16 protein-coding genes and 1 pseudogene are annotated in these 14,955 nt (G+C 36.5%); 8 read left to right on the top strand and 9 right to left on the bottom strand.

Annotation, left to right across the window (positions count from 1 at the left end; translation table 11 throughout):
• Positions 1-297: 297 nt before the first annotated feature.
• On the bottom strand, positions 298-1,605 hold the full coding sequence (locus tag ACOWPH_RS09615; RefSeq protein ID WP_015215165.1) for an adenylate/guanylate cyclase domain-containing protein: 1,308 nt from the start codon (positions 1,603-1,605) through the stop codon (positions 298-300).
• A gap of 53 nt (positions 1,606-1,658) precedes the next feature.
• Here ACOWPH_RS09615 and ACOWPH_RS09610 point away from each other — a divergent pair, with 53 nt between their 5' ends.
• The 3 genes from ACOWPH_RS09610 to ACOWPH_RS09600 all read left to right on the top strand — a co-directional run bounded on the left by ACOWPH_RS09610 (position 1,659) and on the right by ACOWPH_RS09600 (position 5,089).
• Positions 1,659-3,245 (top strand): DEAD/DEAH box helicase, encoded by a 1,587-nt coding sequence (locus ACOWPH_RS09610; protein ID WP_015215164.1) that lies wholly within the window; start codon positions 1,659-1,661, stop codon positions 3,243-3,245.
• Complete coding sequence (locus ACOWPH_RS09605; protein ID WP_015215163.1) at positions 3,175-4,386, top strand: DUF790 family protein; 1,212 nt, start codon at positions 3,175-3,177, stop codon at positions 4,384-4,386. The genes ACOWPH_RS09610 and ACOWPH_RS09605 overlap by 71 nt, the downstream gene beginning before the upstream one ends.
• A 124-nt stretch (positions 4,387-4,510) precedes the next feature.
• Positions 4,511-5,089: a Uma2 family endonuclease gene (locus ACOWPH_RS09600; protein WP_015215162.1), complete on the top strand. Its 579-nt coding sequence runs from the start codon at positions 4,511-4,513 to the stop codon at positions 5,087-5,089.
• 27 nt (positions 5,090-5,116) lie between these two features.
• On the opposite strand, the gene ACOWPH_RS09595 is transcribed toward ACOWPH_RS09600, so the two are convergent.
• The 3 genes from ACOWPH_RS09595 to ACOWPH_RS09585 are packed head-to-tail and all read right to left on the bottom strand — an operon-like array spanning position 5,117 to position 6,332.
• Positions 5,117-5,875, bottom strand: coding sequence for a hypothetical protein (locus tag ACOWPH_RS09595; RefSeq protein ID WP_015215161.1), 759 nt, complete (start codon positions 5,873-5,875; stop codon positions 5,117-5,119).
• Between the two features lie 2 nt (positions 5,876-5,877).
• The gene (locus tag ACOWPH_RS09590; RefSeq protein ID WP_242043044.1) at positions 5,878-6,006 is read right to left on the bottom strand and encodes a deaminase domain-containing protein; all 129 of its coding nucleotides are present in this window, start codon (positions 6,004-6,006) and stop codon (positions 5,878-5,880) included.
• Positions 5,955-6,332 (bottom strand): hypothetical protein, encoded by a 378-nt coding sequence (locus tag ACOWPH_RS09585; protein WP_015215160.1) that lies wholly within the window; start codon positions 6,330-6,332, stop codon positions 5,955-5,957. The genes ACOWPH_RS09590 and ACOWPH_RS09585 overlap by 52 nt, the downstream gene beginning before the upstream one ends.
• Positions 6,333-6,362: 30 nt before the next feature.
• On the opposite strand from ACOWPH_RS09585, the pseudogene ACOWPH_RS09580 reads away from it, so the two are divergent.
• Positions 6,363-6,539 (top strand): annotated as a pseudogene (locus tag ACOWPH_RS09580) (Uma2 family endonuclease); the annotation flags it as partial.
• A 22-nt stretch (positions 6,540-6,561) separates the two neighbouring features.
• On the opposite strand, the gene ACOWPH_RS09575 reads toward ACOWPH_RS09580, so the two are convergent.
• Together ACOWPH_RS09575 and ACOWPH_RS09570 are read right to left on the bottom strand one after the other, a co-directional pair.
• The gene (locus ACOWPH_RS09575; protein WP_015215159.1) at positions 6,562-8,511 is read right to left on the bottom strand and encodes a DUF3137 domain-containing protein; all 1,950 of its coding nucleotides are present in this window, start codon (positions 8,509-8,511) and stop codon (positions 6,562-6,564) included.
• An 18-nt stretch (positions 8,512-8,529) separates the two neighbouring features.
• Positions 8,530-9,096, bottom strand: a complete 567-nt coding sequence (locus ACOWPH_RS09570) for a LemA family protein (RefSeq protein ID WP_015215158.1) — start codon at positions 9,094-9,096, stop codon at positions 8,530-8,532.
• 702 nt (positions 9,097-9,798) lie between these two features.
• On the opposite strand from ACOWPH_RS09570, the gene ACOWPH_RS09565 reads away from it, so the two are divergent.
• The gene (locus ACOWPH_RS09565; RefSeq protein ID WP_015215157.1) at positions 9,799-10,614 is read left to right on the top strand and encodes a hypothetical protein; all 816 of its coding nucleotides are present in this window, start codon (positions 9,799-9,801) and stop codon (positions 10,612-10,614) included.
• 248 nt (positions 10,615-10,862) lie between these two features.
• Entirely contained in the window at positions 10,863-11,204 is a 342-nt protein-coding gene (locus tag ACOWPH_RS09560; protein ID WP_042466020.1) for a hypothetical protein, read from the top strand.
• A 184-nt stretch (positions 11,205-11,388) separates the two neighbouring features.
• On the opposite strand, the gene ACOWPH_RS09555 is transcribed toward ACOWPH_RS09560, so the two are convergent.
• From ACOWPH_RS09555 to ACOWPH_RS09545, 3 genes are all read right to left on the bottom strand, one after another.
• Complete coding sequence (locus ACOWPH_RS09555; RefSeq protein WP_015215155.1) at positions 11,389-12,012, bottom strand: PIN domain-containing protein; 624 nt, start codon at positions 12,010-12,012, stop codon at positions 11,389-11,391.
• On the bottom strand, positions 12,012-12,356 hold the full coding sequence (locus tag ACOWPH_RS09550; protein ID WP_015215154.1) for an STAS-like domain-containing protein: 345 nt from the start codon (positions 12,354-12,356) through the stop codon (positions 12,012-12,014). The genes ACOWPH_RS09555 and ACOWPH_RS09550 overlap by 1 nt, the downstream gene beginning before the upstream one ends.
• Before the next feature lie 65 nt (positions 12,357-12,421).
• Entirely contained in the window at positions 12,422-13,045 is a 624-nt protein-coding gene (locus ACOWPH_RS09545) for a hypothetical protein (protein ID WP_250855175.1), read from the bottom strand.
• Positions 13,046-13,085: 40 nt separating this feature from the next.
• Here ACOWPH_RS09545 and ACOWPH_RS09540 point away from each other — a divergent pair, with 40 nt between their 5' ends.
• Positions 13,086-13,265: a hypothetical protein gene (locus ACOWPH_RS09540; RefSeq protein WP_052334527.1), complete on the top strand. Its 180-nt coding sequence runs from the start codon at positions 13,086-13,088 to the stop codon at positions 13,263-13,265.
• A 281-nt stretch (positions 13,266-13,546) separates the two neighbouring features.
• Complete coding sequence (locus ACOWPH_RS09535; RefSeq protein ID WP_015215153.1) at positions 13,547-14,890, top strand: histidine phosphatase family protein; 1,344 nt, start codon at positions 13,547-13,549, stop codon at positions 14,888-14,890.
• Positions 14,891-14,955: the final 65 nt, after the last annotated feature.

The raw sequence follows: 14,955 nt of genomic DNA, 5'->3' as shown, positions 1-14,955 counted from the left end.
ACTTGTATGTAAAGTATCAAGTCATATTCATACTCACCTTACCCCCTAAATAAGGGATAAATAACTCAAATTTCTCGATTTTCAAGGACAATTTAGGGGCATTTACAAATATTTGGGAATGCACACAAAAGGTTGTCAGATATCCTGATAACGCTATGCTACGATATCAGAAGAAAGAAATAAATAATCTTCATCCCATCTCCATATTTATCCATCATGGTAATAACCACCAACTTGGGTTAGTGATAGATACCTTCAATCATATAATTTCTTTATAGTCTTGATAAAGAAAGCTGATTAATTTTTAATTGTTTTTGTGCCTAAGAGTAAATAAGTATTCATTTCCCCTTTACCTTTGACTTTAATTAATCCGCGTTTTTCCAGGTAATACTTTCCTTTTAACAGATCATAACTAGCTTCACAAACTTGGATACTACCTGCAATACCATGAGATTCCATTCTACTAGCAGTATTAACTGTGTCTCCCCACAGGTCATAGGCAAATTTCTTTAACCCAATTACCCCTGCGACCACTGGGCCTGTACTAATACCAATGCGGATACGAAACGATTGGTTTTGTTCTTGGCTAAACTGAGCTAAAGCCAGTTGCATATCCAATGCCATATCGGCTATAGCTATGGCATGATCACTACGGTGATTAGGTAAACCAGCAACAGCCATATAGGCATCACCAATGGTTTTGATTTTCTCTACTCCATGACGTTCTGCTAATTCGTCAAATAGGCAGAATATTTCGTTTAAAAATTCGACTAGTTGGGGTGGAGAGGTCTGGCTAGAAAGTTCTGTAAATCCCACAATATCAGCGAATAAAACTGTAACTTCTAAAAAGCTATCAGCAATTGTAGTAGTATGTTCCTGTTTGAGTTGTTCAGCAATTACTGCTGGTAAAATATTTAAAATTAGTTTTTCTGATTTCTGCTGGGCTATTTCTAATTCTTGTCTAGCTCTAAACTCTTGTTTTTTTAATTTTTCATATAAATAAACAGAAAACACACAAATTATTCCTGTCCAAAATAAATAAATTCCATTTTCTACATAGAAATATAATGGGTTCCTAAATTGTGGACGATAGATCAGATATAATCCTAAATAAAAGACAACTGTACCAAGTTGCGATATCAGATGACTTCGCCATAATACAGGAATAAGTGTTGCTTGACTGATAAACATCAAGCTCCAAATATTAGTAAATGGTTCTACAAAATTAAAAAGAATTGCCGTATAAATTTGGACAACGCAAGTTACAGACCAAGATAAACTTAAAAAAAATATATGTGGATAACGACGACCGAGAGGGGTTTTGCATAACAACCAACAAACTAAAATGAAAAATTCAATTAAGAAACCAATTTTAAAGGCGTTGATTTTTTCCTGTGGTTGCTGATTTACCCAGATAAAAAAAGCAGTCAGTGTTAATCCTGCAATCAGCATGATTTTAGTTTGCAGTTGTAGGCGTTTAAGCAGGAACTGCCGTCGCTGTTCTCTGTAGGATGTGACAAAGCTTTCATCTATTTGCCAGTCGGCTATCCTTGGGGTAAATAGCGCTTCTATTTGAGTTCTGCCAAAATCTCTTTTGGGAATCATGCACTTTTTAAGTTATTAGTAGTTAAATGTGAACAAGCTGGGAGAAAACCTAAATGGGTCGCAACCCCACCTTAACTTTTGATCGTGGCACGTTAATTTTACACCCACCACCACGCAGCAAAGCTTGGATAGATTATGCGACATGGGATGATAGAATCGAAAAATTTCGGATTCCGGCAATTAGATATCGGTCTTTAGTCGAGGCAATGCAAGAGTCCGAAACGGACTTTATTGATGAGGCTAAGGGATTTTATCCTCTAGATTTGGTTGCCAGTTTAGAGATGACTCCCTATCCCCACCAAACTGAGGCTTTAGCCGCTTGGAAATTGGCAGGAAGGCAGGGGGTTGTGGTGCTACCCACGGCTGCGGGTAAGACTTATTTGGCACAAATGGCGATGCAAGCGACACCACGGACAACGTTGATTGTTGTCCCCACTTTGGATTTGATGCATCAATGGTATGCACACCTAACGGCGGCGTTTCCTGATGCGGAGTTGGGGTTGCTGGGTGGTGGTTCACGAGATAGAACACCGATTTTGGTGGCTACTTATGATAGTGCGGCTATTCATGTGGAAAGTTTGGGTAATAAATATGCCTTAATTATCTTTGATGAATGCCATCATTTACCGACAGATTTTAATCGAGTAATTGCTGAATATGCGATCGCACCGTATCGACTAGGATTATCTGCCACACCGGAACGCACAGATGGCAAACACGCTGATTTAAACATTCTCATTGGCAGAGAAGTTTATCGCAAGCGAGCTGAAGACTTAGCAGGTAAGGCTTTAGCAGAACATCAAATTGTGCAGATTAAGGTGAAGTTATCTCAACTTGAGCGAGAAAGGTATAACAATTTAATTCAAACTCGCAATGATTTTTTGAAACAATCACGGATTTCTCTAGGCAGTCTGCAAGGTTGGCAGATGTTTGTGCAAATGAGTGCGCGATCGCAAATCGGACGCAGAGCGATGTTAGCACATCGGCAAGCAAAAGAAATCGCCCTGGGGACTGATGGTAAAATCAGAATTTTGATGGATTTATTGGCTGAACATTATCCCGCTAGGGTGTTGATTTTTACGGCAGATAATGCCACGGTTTATCGCATTTCTCAAGATTTGTTAATTCCGGCTATTACTCATCAAACTCCTGTGAAGGAAAGGCATCAAATTTTAACTAAGTTTAAGGAAGGTGAATATAATACTTTAGTCGCTTCTCATGTGTTAAATGAGGGGGTTGATGTTCCTGCGGCTTCCATAGCAATTATTTTGTCTGGGACTGGTTCAGCAAGGGAATATATTCAGCGTTTGGGAAGGGTTTTACGGAAGGGTAATATTGAAAATAAACAGGCGATTTTATATGAAGTCGTGGCTGAGGATACTAGTGAGGAAGGAACTTCGGCTCGGAGGAGGGGGGAGAATAAAAGCAGAGGAGCAGAGGAGCAGGGGAGCAGAGGGGAGAAGAAGAAAGGAAGAAAGGAAAATTTACAGGTTGTTTATGGGGGTGGGAAGGAAAGAGATTTGAAGGCGGCAGAACAGTTAGAGATTAATTATTCAACTAATAAGAAAGATGTTACCAACGGAGTTACTGATTCATCGTCAAAACGGGGAGGAAATTATCCCGAAGAGACTGAAACTTGATGATAAACATTTAAAATTAACTACTGATTTAATTAATTTTTTTCAGGAAGCTGTGGGGAAAACTCAAGGTGTTCTTGAAGGTCAATTATCAGATTTTGAAGGTGATACTACAGATTATAGAATGAAGCGGGGTTTGGCTTATATTCTCAAAAGTAGTTTCTGTACTTTTGAAGTTGTTAGTCCTCTGGAACCACCAATGTTAAGGGAACGGGTTTTTGCTTTAGCTGCAAAATCTGTTCCTAGTCGGGAAGCAACGGAAGTAACTTTAACCCAGGTTGCTGATGAGTTAAGTCAGGAATTACAGCAGGAAGTTCTCCCCATTCAAGTGCGTCATGGACTTTATGCTGATTTATCTGAAAATAAAATTTTAACTGCTTTTGATGCCCCAAAACCAGAGAATGTATTACATAGATATAATTTGTCTCAGGTGCAAGGTGTATTTTATAAAGCCAGTCAATTGATATTAAATGCTCACCGTAATGTCCCAGGAGAATATAAGCTGTTATTTCGTTATTTGAAGTTGTTTCAATTAATGGCTTATATTGAAGGTGATGCTGACCACGGTTTTACAATTAGCATTGATGGACCGACAAGTTTATTTACTCCTAGTACTCGTTATGGCTTATCAATAGCAAAAATGATTCCCGCTTTACTTCACGTCACAAAATGGAGTTTAGCCGCAACTTTACAAACACGAGACTTTTATACAAATGAGTGGAAAACAGGAAGATTTACCCTCAATTCAGAATGTGGTTTAGTCTCTCACTATCCACCTGGTAAACCTTATGATAGTATGTTAGAACAATCATTTGCTGATAAATGGGATGGGTTAAAAAGTGGCTGGATATTAGAACGAGAAGTTGATTTAATTCCCATTCCTGGCAGTGTGATGATTCCCGACTTTCGTTTAGTACATCCTGATGGCCGTAGTTTTTTATTAGAAATTGTTGGTTATTGGCGACCAGAATATTTACAAAAAAAGTTTTCTCAGGTTAGACGTGCAAATTGTGATAATTTGATTCTAGCAATTTCCGAAAGATTAAATTTAGAAAAAGCCGGTATAAAATTAAATGACGTACCTGCAAGAATAGTTTGGTTTAAAGAAAAGTTATTACCAAAAGCAGTTTTAGCTGTAATGTAATTAAGGTAATTAGTGAGACAGAATTAATTACACAATTGTCAAACTAACTTAAGTTGTGATGAAAAAACCTGCAACTTATTTTATAATTTAGTTAAGGTTGATATCATCCTCAAGTAGATTCATCATGACAGCTATTACCGTCAACTTAAACCCCATTATCCAACTTACCGACAACCAATTTTATCAACTCTGTCGGGAAAATCCTGAAGTAAAATTTGAACGCAATGCAGACGGAAAATTATTGATAATATCACTAACGGGAGGAATAACAGGAAATCAAAATGCTGAAATTTCAACAGATTTTGCTATTTGGAATCGTCAAACTAAACTAGGAGTTTGTTTTGATTCTTCTACCTGTTTTAAACTTCCCAATGGTGCAAATCGTTCTCCTGATGTCGCTTGGATAAAAAAGGAGAGATGGGATACACTGACAACAGAAGAACAAGAAAAGTTTTCACCAATTGCCCCAGATTTTGTTTTAGAATTAATGTCACCTAGTGATAGTTTGCAAGAAACGCGAGCAAAAATGCAGGAATATATTAATAATGGAGTTAAATTAGGTTGGTTAATTAATCGGAAAATGCGTCAAGTAGAAATCTATCGTCTTGATAAACCAGTGGAAATATTAGAATTTCCTCAAGAATTATCAGGTGAAGATATTTTACCAGGGTTTATTTTAAATATGGAAATTGTTTGGGGATAAATATTAATATTATTTATTTATCAAAAACTAATTAGCCAAAAATTTCAACAACAAATCTTGTTTTTCCAAATCTGTATTTCCTTGAGACTGATTATTCTCCACTACTTTTACTTTCCAAAAATAGTTTCGTATTTTAGAAATATGTTTAGTTGTTTTATCAACTTCCTTTAAAGTATGAATATTTTCAGGTAAACGTCCACAAAAAACAGATGGAACAACATCTAATAACCACCAATCAAAAAGTTCCCGTCTACCTTGTGATCCTGGAAAAATAGCATAACCCTGGAAGCAATCATCCAAAATATTTAATATAGCTTCTCTGGTTTTAACAGACTCCAGCACTTGCAGCAAATTTTCAAAAACATCAACAGCTTCATCAAGAGCTTGATATTGTCCCAAATAATTCTGATAATCCCGAAATGAAACGTTTAAATTTGACTGAGAATGATTTTTAGGATATATCCAATGTTGAAAAAGATGCTGAAATACCCTACCAGTTATTGTCTCACGAGGTAAATAAGTTTTAATCGTTGGTTGCACAGCAATTCCCATAACTATAGCCATAAAGAAATAGCAATGACTTATGTCTAAACTATTTTTCTCTTTTTCTATTGCATTAAATACTGTGATCAAAGAATCTTCTAAACTTGTTCCCTGAATATCTTTTTCTTCATATAATTCTGCATAAGAATATGACTGAATTTTTTCTATTACTAAACGTAAAGAATCAGGAATTTTAGCTAAAATTAGAGAAGAATTTTTAACTTCAGACAATACGAATTTCATTTTTAATTGCTACTTGGAGGATAAGGATACGTCCAGGAAATATTTATTGTTACTTCAGGAAATCTTTGCTCAAACTGATTTATAACACGTTGACAACTCTCACAAGGTTTTCTTTCTGTGTAAAGATACAGTTGCCCTCTAACGCGGTTATTATCATTATTGTAGATAAATATTCTAAAGTTTCTGCAATCGCTGACAAAACCTTATACTCCGCATCAGTATCCATAGGAGTAGTACGTCCTGAGTATGAATCTACAGTAGGTTCAAATTGTCCACCCTTTGACTTAGGTTCTGGTTTAGGTGCTGGACTGTTGGCTCTAGATGTTGCACCCATTCCAAAAGCTTTACCATCTTCTAATCTTACCTCGACAATAGCAATATTACCTTTTGGAAATGGTTTGTTAAGATATATCTCTCGGATATTAGCTGCATCTGAGATTAAATTTGGTTCTTCCATATTGGATTTATAATAAAAATGAAATAATTAATGCAGCTTTTTCTAGATTACGGAGTTAAATTAGGTTGGTTAATTAATCGGAAAATGCGTCAAGTAGAAATCTATCGTCTTGATAAACCAGTGGAAATATTAGAATTTCCTCAAGAATTATCAGGTGAAGATATTTTACCAGGATTTATTTTAAATATGGAAATTGTTTGGGGATAAATATTAATATTATTTATCAAAATTAATTTTGCTGCCAGATGCGTCTATTGAGATTTAAGTCTTCAACAATTCCCAACATTAATTGGATATTTTGAAAATATTCACGCATGGGTGTAAAGTTTAACATTGTTGTGAATAGCCGAGGCTCAAAGATATCTCCTGCATACTCAATGCCAATATATATCATGTTGTCTATAAAAGAAACATAAATATTTCTATGGGCTTTTTGTCGAAATTTAACTAACTTTTCCATTAAGGTGGTAGACAAGACGTATCTAGCTTCAACTTGGTCATTAGCATAGACAGTAAAATACTGATTAAAGTTAGGATCTTCTAGTTTAACTAATTGTCTAGTAGTTTGGGGTAAAGCGTTGATATTGATGTTGACAAGATTAGGTACAACTATTGTCTTAGATTTTAGAGTTTTAGGAAAATTAGCTTGAAAAAATAAACCTTTAAAAATTAATTTTCTAGTTACTTCGTTATTTAATACTTCTTCTTTAAAACTTTGATAATCTATTTTTTTTCCTCTGATCATTTTGCTGAATACATAAGGAGTGCCTTTCAGAGTTTGAAATATTAAAATAATTATATAGAAAGGCAACATAAGACCAAATATCATTCTCCTGATAAATTTAGGGATGTTAGATAATGCAAGTACTTTCATATGATATGCAAAATCAAAATATCTGGACCAAGTGTGTTGGATTTCAAATTGGGCAGAAATTTCCGAAAAATAGATTGGTATTTCTCCAACTTTCCCAAAAATACAATCATTTTGAGTAATTTTATTAGCTTTTAATAGAGTTTGAAACATTTGGCTATGGGCAAAACCAGACATTACATATCTATCATCCTCTGCTGAAGGTTGCTCATAATAGCTAAGGGACTGATTATAATTAATAAAATCAAAAATCTTTTGAATAATCTTAGATTTAAAACCACTCGCATATGTTTCTGTACATGATGTATAAAAGGCAATCCAACCCCATAAACATCCCAAAAATATGAAAAGAAACAAAAATATTAATTCTAGAGGAATTATTTTATATATAATTATCATGTCCATGATAATATGTAGCAGCAGAAACTTAATATCAGCCAAAAATATTACTGCTACAATGACACCAACAACCACTATAGATATTAATACTTGTTTTCTAACTGACTCTAAATCTTGTAAATCGGTTAATAAGTTCTGTTGACAAAAACTTTTGAATTCTTCTAAGGTTTTCATTTTTATCTCAACAACAGACCCTTGTCTAGATGTTGAGCTAGATTGAGATTGTACTGAGTTAGTTGCTTGAGTAGTTGATTCTTGTGGAATTTCGCTTTCTGGTACTAAATTAACCAGAAATTTTGTTGCCCAAAGATTGGTTGATGCTTGCTGACTTGTGGTAAGCTGTTTGCACAGTGCGATCGCTTCTTCTAGTTGTTCATTCCCTTTGTAGGCTTTTACTAACCACATCTGCGCCTGATTATAGTGTTTTACTTGATCATCAGCACATTGACAAAATTCTTCTAAAGCTTGAACTGCTTCAGCATAATGCTGAAATTTTAGTGCTTTATTCCCATTGTTTAATAATTCCTCTGCTTTCTCTGGCGTTAAAGTTGGTTTTTTAGTTGTTGCTAATAATGTTGATTCAACAGTGCGAGAGTTAGTTTCTGTTGAGGTTTTGCTAGAAGTTTCCACAGGCAAAGATTCTAAAAATTTCCTTGCCCAAGCTATTATTTGGGGATTTTGAATTGTCAGGAGTTTTTGAGCTATAGTACGGGCTGCTTCTGAATTTTTTGTATGATGAAAAGCTTGGACTAAACCCACCTGCGCTTGTAGATATTCCTTAGAATTTGTATTCCCACTGACTTCGCAGATTTGGCAGAAATGTTGTAGTGAATTTATCGCTTCTGGGTAGAGTCCTTGCTTTAAAGAATTTAACCCAGTTTGTAAGATTTTCAACTCATTCGTAGACATAGAATTTATTGCAACAATCTATTGATTAAATAGGTTTCTAACATTTACATTTTGTCTTTCTTGGGATGTAGCCTGAAACTGCACTTTTCGCTGATAGTGCATCCCAGAAGCTAAAATATTAGAAGGAAACATTTCCACTCCATTATTGTATTCTGTGACAGCAGAGTTATAAAAACGTCTAGCGGCAGAAATTTGTTCTTCGATTTCGGTGATTGAGTATTGGAGTTGAAGAAAATTCTCGTTACTTTTTAACTCTGGATAAGCTTCTACAGTTACTAAAATGTTACCCAAAGCTTTAGAAATTTGGTCTTCTAATTGAATTCTCGTGCTTTGATTAACTCGCTCAGAAATTACTTGATTTCTCAGTCTGGCAATCTCTGTTAATGTTGTCTGCTCAAATTCCTTATAATTTTGTGCTACTGCTACCAGGTTGGGAATTAAATCCCATCTTTTTTGCAGTAGTACATCTATAGTTGAAAAAGCATTATCGACTTGATTTTTCTTATAAACTAAGCCGTTGTATAGCTTAGTAAGTAGTACACCTAGTACTAGCGAAATGCTAATCATGATGATGATAACTTTCATAGATTTCAGCGATGATGATTACCCTTGTATTGGAATAACTGTAAGAATATACGGATTCTTCAGTATCTAGTTGATGCCAAGTATGAGTTTATTTACCCCATAACCCTTATAAATTAAGGGTTTCATTCTTTTTTGTGCCAACTTACCCAATAAGTTGACCTAAAATTCTTATATAGCTTTTCCTAATCACATGAGGTATGTCATAGCCCCTCCTCGCTTGCGAGTTGGGGGTGGGGTTGTTATACCTCATTTAACCAATAACTGCTATATAATAGGGTTTTTATACCTTAGCATAGTCAGTGCGGAAGAACCAGGGAAATAAGCTAATGAGATTAAAGTATTAAGTTTTAATAATCAAGTGCTTAATACCAAGTTTAAAAAACTTAGGACTTACGCAAAACAGAACGAAAGTAGCGGTAATTCATGAATTACCGCTAGGTAATAATCAGGTTTTCAGCCACATTTTGCGTAAGTCCTAAAACTGATTAAGTTGACAGAATAACAAAGTGATGAATTTCTAAATATTAGATTATCTACTTTTTAGGTATTGAACTTTAATATAAATTCTGTGCAAAAATAAACAGATTACCTAAAAACTAGGATCAATCATGACAAAAACTGAAAAATAAAATTTAGCTTAATTGCTTCTGAAGAATGATTTGGTAATCGGTAATTATCTTGTTTCTGACTCCTATTCTTAACATGAATACAACTATTAGCCGTCCTATTTGGTCAACTGACTTAGAACTAGAAATATTTGATAAAATCATTAATCAACACGCACCCCATATACCAAAAAAGCGTTTATATGAAACCAAACCCCCAGAAACAGCAGCAGAAATTGAAAAATTCTACCGTTTTCGGGTAGCAGGTGCGGCTCATGATTTGTTTATTGTTCAAGTTTGCGCTCAGATAATTGGTCAAATTCCTGACCCAGAACTCCAGCTATTTTTAAGCCGCCAAATTGGTGATGATGGCGCACACGCTAATAATACCCGTCAACGAGCGCAAGTTATATCTGGACGTGATCCCATTCAAGATATACAACAACAAGTACAAAAACATTGGGATTATATGGGAGACTTACCAATTCGTAATTGGCAAGGTTTTTTGGCTTTTGAATTACATTATGAAATGCACATTGTGGCATCTTTATTAGTCAGTAGCCGCACCAGTAAAATTAGTGATCCAGAATCAGCTAAATTTTCAGCGACCAAAATTCAACCAGAAGAAGCTTTTCACCGTTTAGGAGTAGTAAATTGGTGGCAACGCAAGTATGACCAAGCCTCACCAGGGGAAAAAGCAGATTTAGTTGCACAGGTGTTAGAAGTTGATGAAGAAGGGCAAAAAAGACGAAATCCCTACTTAAAAGAGCATTGGCAACTAACTCATGAAGCTATTGGTACAGATATTGATGATTTACCAAAAATTTATGATGCTTGGCGGCGAGAAGTACTCGCTTATTTCTTAAATATTCCTGTATTTCAACTTCCTCAACTTGTGAGTGTTGATGATTGATAATATAGCAGTTATCGGTTGAGAGAGATACAAGAACCCCACCCCCAACCCCCTCATCGCTTGCGGGGAGGGGGCTATGATATACCTCATGTGATGAGGAAACGCTATAAAATAAACTTTCACTATTTAAATAACTTAACTAAAAACGAGCATGATTATTAAATAATGTATTTGCAAATACAAATCTATCTAAAGTCAGATTTATAATTGTCGAATGTAAGAATATGTTTATTAAAAACAGCAAACTAATGAAAGCTAAATTTTCTGCTACCTTAACAATTATAGCTGCTTTTTTTGGCATAAATAGCGCCGTGTATGCTCAATCAATTACACAGCCTCAATCTGGAAACTGGACTTTAAGTGGCGATTCTTTAGTTAATATTAATAATCGCAGTGCCGAAAATGATTTTGGCAAGTTTTTTGATCAAATCTCCCAGAATCAAGCTCAAGAAAACACAATTTCTGAAGAATTACCTCTGAGTGAGTCAATAACAATTCCTTCTACTCCTATATTTTTACAACCCGCATATCAAAATCTGAATGAAAATGACGGGTTACAGTTGCAGTTAGATTTGAGTGATGGTCAATAACTTAGGACTAAAGCTGCGTGTCACACCAAACATCTATTTTATGGTGTGGTTCGACAAGCTCACCAACCAATTCAGATATCAAATATCCGTTTATTTGCAGGATTTATGAAGTCTGATGCACCCTACGAAGCAAGCCAGTTGCGTAAGTCCTGTAACTTTCTCGAATTGGGTAGATAAAAACTAATCATCTTGTTATTAGCTTACCCTGATTATTAGCTGCTGCGATCGCTCTAGGATTAGCAGTAAAGACCTGAATACCTGGTACTGTAACAAAATCACCATCATCGGTGATAATTTTATCAATTGATTCCTGACGCATAGATTCCAGGATAAACAGGTCATAGCCATCTAAACACTGATTACTAAACTGGGTGAGAGCAGCATTTAAAGTTGCTTGGTTTAATGTTAAGTTCATTAGAACTGCATAGGTATTTTGTACCTGATTCCAAGCCTTTTGTACTTGAGAAACTACTCTAGACCTTTCGGAAGGGTAATTATGACGGTATTCCTTCTTGTTTATAGACCGATAGGTTGACAGTTTCTGCTCTTCCCTTTCAATAATATGAGATAACTCAGCCAGAGATAAGCTAGAACAGCACAGAGTACCACCGACAGCATCAGTATCTGTAACGTAGTTTGAATAATTTAGCCGATAGTTTAACTGATCTGTTGGAATTGCAGGTGAACTGGCCGGAGGATATGTCAACCAATACCAAACATTGGTATCCACTAAAAAAATATCCCCTTTTTGGGGGGAATCGACCGTGATGTCAATGACATCTGCTTTTACAATGTAGTTAACTGCCATTACGATAGAGAGTATTCCAGAATCATTTCATCTACCGCTTGGCGATAGCTATCATTTGAGTAATATTGCTTCGCATGATCAATTACATTATCATAGGTCTGCTGACCAAAAGAATTGAGACCATTAACAATCAGCAATTTTTCAAACTCTTCAACTTTCATGTCACGTAGCAGTTGACCAATAGCAAGGTTGAAAAACACAGACAAAAACTTCCTTACACCAGTAAAGTCTAACTCTACTGAGTCACCTGCTTGGAGTTGGGGATGAATTAAATTATATAACTGCTGTCCAGACCGCTGGCTCATGCAGTTTTCACCGATAATTTCATAGACTTTATATTTCATGGCCCTAACCTCTCTTTGTGTATTAGAACCTTTGTACTATCATTGTAACTCATATCCGGTAAAATTTAGTAGTAGTTCGCATCACATTTAATTGTGATGTTGATCAAGGTTCCTTCAAAAAAAGTGGGTGCGCTTTGATAGAGTTCCTGGCTGGAGTCAATTAAAGCATAACCATCGCGGCTATAGATTTCTATCTTACCCTGTTTAGCCTTTACAAAATTCTTCAATAAATCAAGACCTGCGCCTCCAGGAACTCTACCATGTCGTGTTGTTGTGCCAGGTTGAAATGCCCAACGTAAAGCTCCTTCAGCCAAGATGCTAGTTTTTCCGAGAAATTGGCGCACGTTTGCAGGAATGCCAACACCAAAATCAATCACGGTGAGATTTAGAGAATTCAGAGTAGGATAATGTTGTCCACAAGTAAATACGCCAATATCGGATAGCCCGTGTTCAAAAGCATTACTATAGATTTCTAAAACGGTAGATATAACTTCATCTTTGATGGCTTGACTAACTGTTACCCAGCCACGACCAAGCCACATATAATCCAGGTAATTCATAATACCATCAATATCTTCATCAACATCTTCTCTGTAGTGTATAGAATTACCCATCCACCCTTGTTGATCCTCCCCAAATAGATATAGAAAGTTGTTTTGGCGTAAGTTGCCTTTAATATCATCTTTCAAGGTATCGCAAGCAAAAATAACTTGACCACCACGAAATTGAATGAGGCGAGCTAAACCACCTAAAAAGGCTACTGCATTTTGGCGAAGAAACCTACATCCTGAAAAATCAAAGATAACTTCTGGTATGTGGGTTTCTCTGAATCTGTTGCCAAAGTCTAAACATACGAATGAAGTCGCCTTTATCGTCGTTGAGGGTTGGGACTTTGAGCGTGATAGTTAGTGGAGTTTGAGCAACTAAGGACACTGGATAATCCTAAATCTCACTATATTAGATTAAGGATACACGAATGCTTTAATTCTCGCTTAAACTTCTTACTAAACCGCGCTGTAACTTCCATCAGCTTCACGCTGTTTTGCAAACTAGTCCATAGCCATTCCCTAACAGCAACGGAGTATCAACAAAACAACATGATTCTTAACTCCAACGCTCAACCAATCTAAACGATTATTCTGCCAACGTTTTGCAGTAAAATTAGTCCTTTAGAGAGAAGAGGTTTTTTAATGACTCGTGTCATCATTGTGCGTCATGGTCAAAGTACATATAACATTGAGAGACGTATTCAAGGACGCACTGATGCGTCAACTTTAACGGATCAAGGTCGGATTGATGCTGGTAAAACTGGTGAAGCCCTGAGTAATATAGCATTTACAGCAATATACAGCAGTCCCCTTAACCGAGCGAAGACAACAGCGGAAATTATTCACGGTCATTTGCGTGAAAAGTCTGCTGTAATTCAGATTTCTGAAAATCTGGTAGAAGTGGATTTACCTTTGTGGGCAGGAATGCTGAGTAGTGATGTTAAAGATAAGTTTGCTGATGACTATAGCATCTGGAAAAAACGCCCCCACGAATTGCGGATGATTGTTAATGATGGACAGGGGACACGAGAACTTTTTCCGGTTCTGGCTTTATATGAACAAGCAAAGCAGTTTTGGCAAGAAATTTTATCCCGTCATCAAGGGGAAACTATTCTCATTGTTGGACATAATGGTATTAACCGCGCTCTGATTAGTACGGCTTTGGGTATTCCTCCCAGTGGTTATCACGGACTACAACAATCTAATTGCGGGATTAGCGTTTTAAATTTTGCCGGTGGTTTGGGTGAATCGGTGCAATTAGAATCAATGAATCAGACGCAACATTTGGGTGAGGCTTTACCCACTTTGAGGCCGAGTCATCAAGGATTTCGATTGTTATTAGTACGTCATGGTGAAACAGAATGGAATCGTCAAGGCAAGTTTCAAGGTCAAATTGATGTTCCTCTCAATGATAATGGTAGAAACCAGGCGGGAAAAGCTGGGGAATTTCTCAAAGATGTAGCAATTGATTTTGCTTTTAGCAGCACCATGGCGCGTCCAAAAGAGACAGCAGAAATTATTCTCAACCAGCATCCTCATATCAAGTTGGAATTACTGGATGGTTTGAGGGAAATTAGTCATGGAACTTGGGAAGGCAAGTTTGAGGCAGAAATAGAACAGGAGTTTCCTGGAGAGTTGGAACGCTGGCGCAATGTACCGGCTGAAGTGCAAATGCCGGCAGGAGAAAATTTACAACAGGTACGGGAACGTAGTGTAGTGGCTTGGCAGTCAATATTACAAGCTGCTGAGGTAAACCAATTCCAAATCGGTTTAGTGGTGGCTCATGATGCGACTAATAAAACCTTGCTCTGTCATATCCTGGGTTTATCATCAGAAAATTTCTGGAATTTCCGTCAAGGAAATGGCGCAGTTAGTGTGATTGATTATCCTTCAGGTGCAAATGGTTTACCAATATTGCAAGCAATGAATATCACTAGTCATTTAAGTGGTGGTGTGTTAGATAAAACGGCAGCGGGGGCATTGTAGGGATAAGGTGCAGGCTTGCTCTGAGCGTAGTCGAAGGGGTGCAGGAAGAAAAAAATAAATATATG

This window comes from Anabaena sp. PCC 7938, assembly GCF_049315035.1.
In the GTDB taxonomy this organism is placed as follows: Bacteria; Cyanobacteriota; Cyanobacteriia; order Cyanobacteriales; family Nostocaceae; genus Anabaena; species Anabaena cylindrica.
This window is presented reverse-complemented; position numbering and strand designations above follow the sequence as displayed.

Excerpts from the sequence above, each read along its gene's own strand:
- ACOWPH_RS09550 (WP_015215154.1), bottom strand. The coding sequence starts at position 12,356 with ATGAAATATAAAGTCTATGAAATTATCGGTGAAAACTGCATGAGCCAG.
- ACOWPH_RS09565 (WP_015215157.1), top strand. The coding sequence starts at position 9,799 with ATGAATACAACTATTAGCCGTCCTATTTGGTCAACTGACTTAGAACTA.
- ACOWPH_RS09600 (WP_015215162.1), top strand. The coding sequence starts at position 4,511 with ATGACAGCTATTACCGTCAACTTAAACCCCATTATCCAACTTACCGAC.
- ACOWPH_RS09605 (WP_015215163.1), top strand. The coding sequence starts at position 3,175 with ATGTTACCAACGGAGTTACTGATTCATCGTCAAAACGGGGAGGAAATT.
- ACOWPH_RS09535 (WP_015215153.1), top strand. The coding sequence starts at position 13,547 with ATGACTCGTGTCATCATTGTGCGTCATGGTCAAAGTACATATAACATT.
- ACOWPH_RS09595 (WP_015215161.1), bottom strand. The coding sequence starts at position 5,875 with ATGAAATTCGTATTGTCTGAAGTTAAAAATTCTTCTCTAATTTTAGCT.
- ACOWPH_RS09540 (WP_052334527.1), top strand. The coding sequence starts at position 13,086 with ATGAGGCGAGCTAAACCACCTAAAAAGGCTACTGCATTTTGGCGAAGA.
- ACOWPH_RS09610 (WP_015215164.1), top strand. The coding sequence starts at position 1,659 with ATGGGTCGCAACCCCACCTTAACTTTTGATCGTGGCACGTTAATTTTA.
- ACOWPH_RS09570 (WP_015215158.1), bottom strand. The coding sequence starts at position 9,096 with ATGAAAGTTATCATCATCATGATTAGCATTTCGCTAGTACTAGGTGTA.
- ACOWPH_RS09615 (WP_015215165.1), bottom strand. The coding sequence starts at position 1,605 with ATGATTCCCAAAAGAGATTTTGGCAGAACTCAAATAGAAGCGCTATTT.
- ACOWPH_RS09575 (WP_015215159.1), bottom strand. The coding sequence starts at position 8,511 with ATGTCTACGAATGAGTTGAAAATCTTACAAACTGGGTTAAATTCTTTA.
- ACOWPH_RS09560 (WP_042466020.1), top strand. The coding sequence starts at position 10,863 with ATGAAAGCTAAATTTTCTGCTACCTTAACAATTATAGCTGCTTTTTTT.
- ACOWPH_RS09555 (WP_015215155.1), bottom strand. The coding sequence starts at position 12,012 with ATGGCAGTTAACTACATTGTAAAAGCAGATGTCATTGACATCACGGTC.
- ACOWPH_RS09585 (WP_015215160.1), bottom strand. The coding sequence starts at position 6,332 with ATGGAAGAACCAAATTTAATCTCAGATGCAGCTAATATCCGAGAGATA.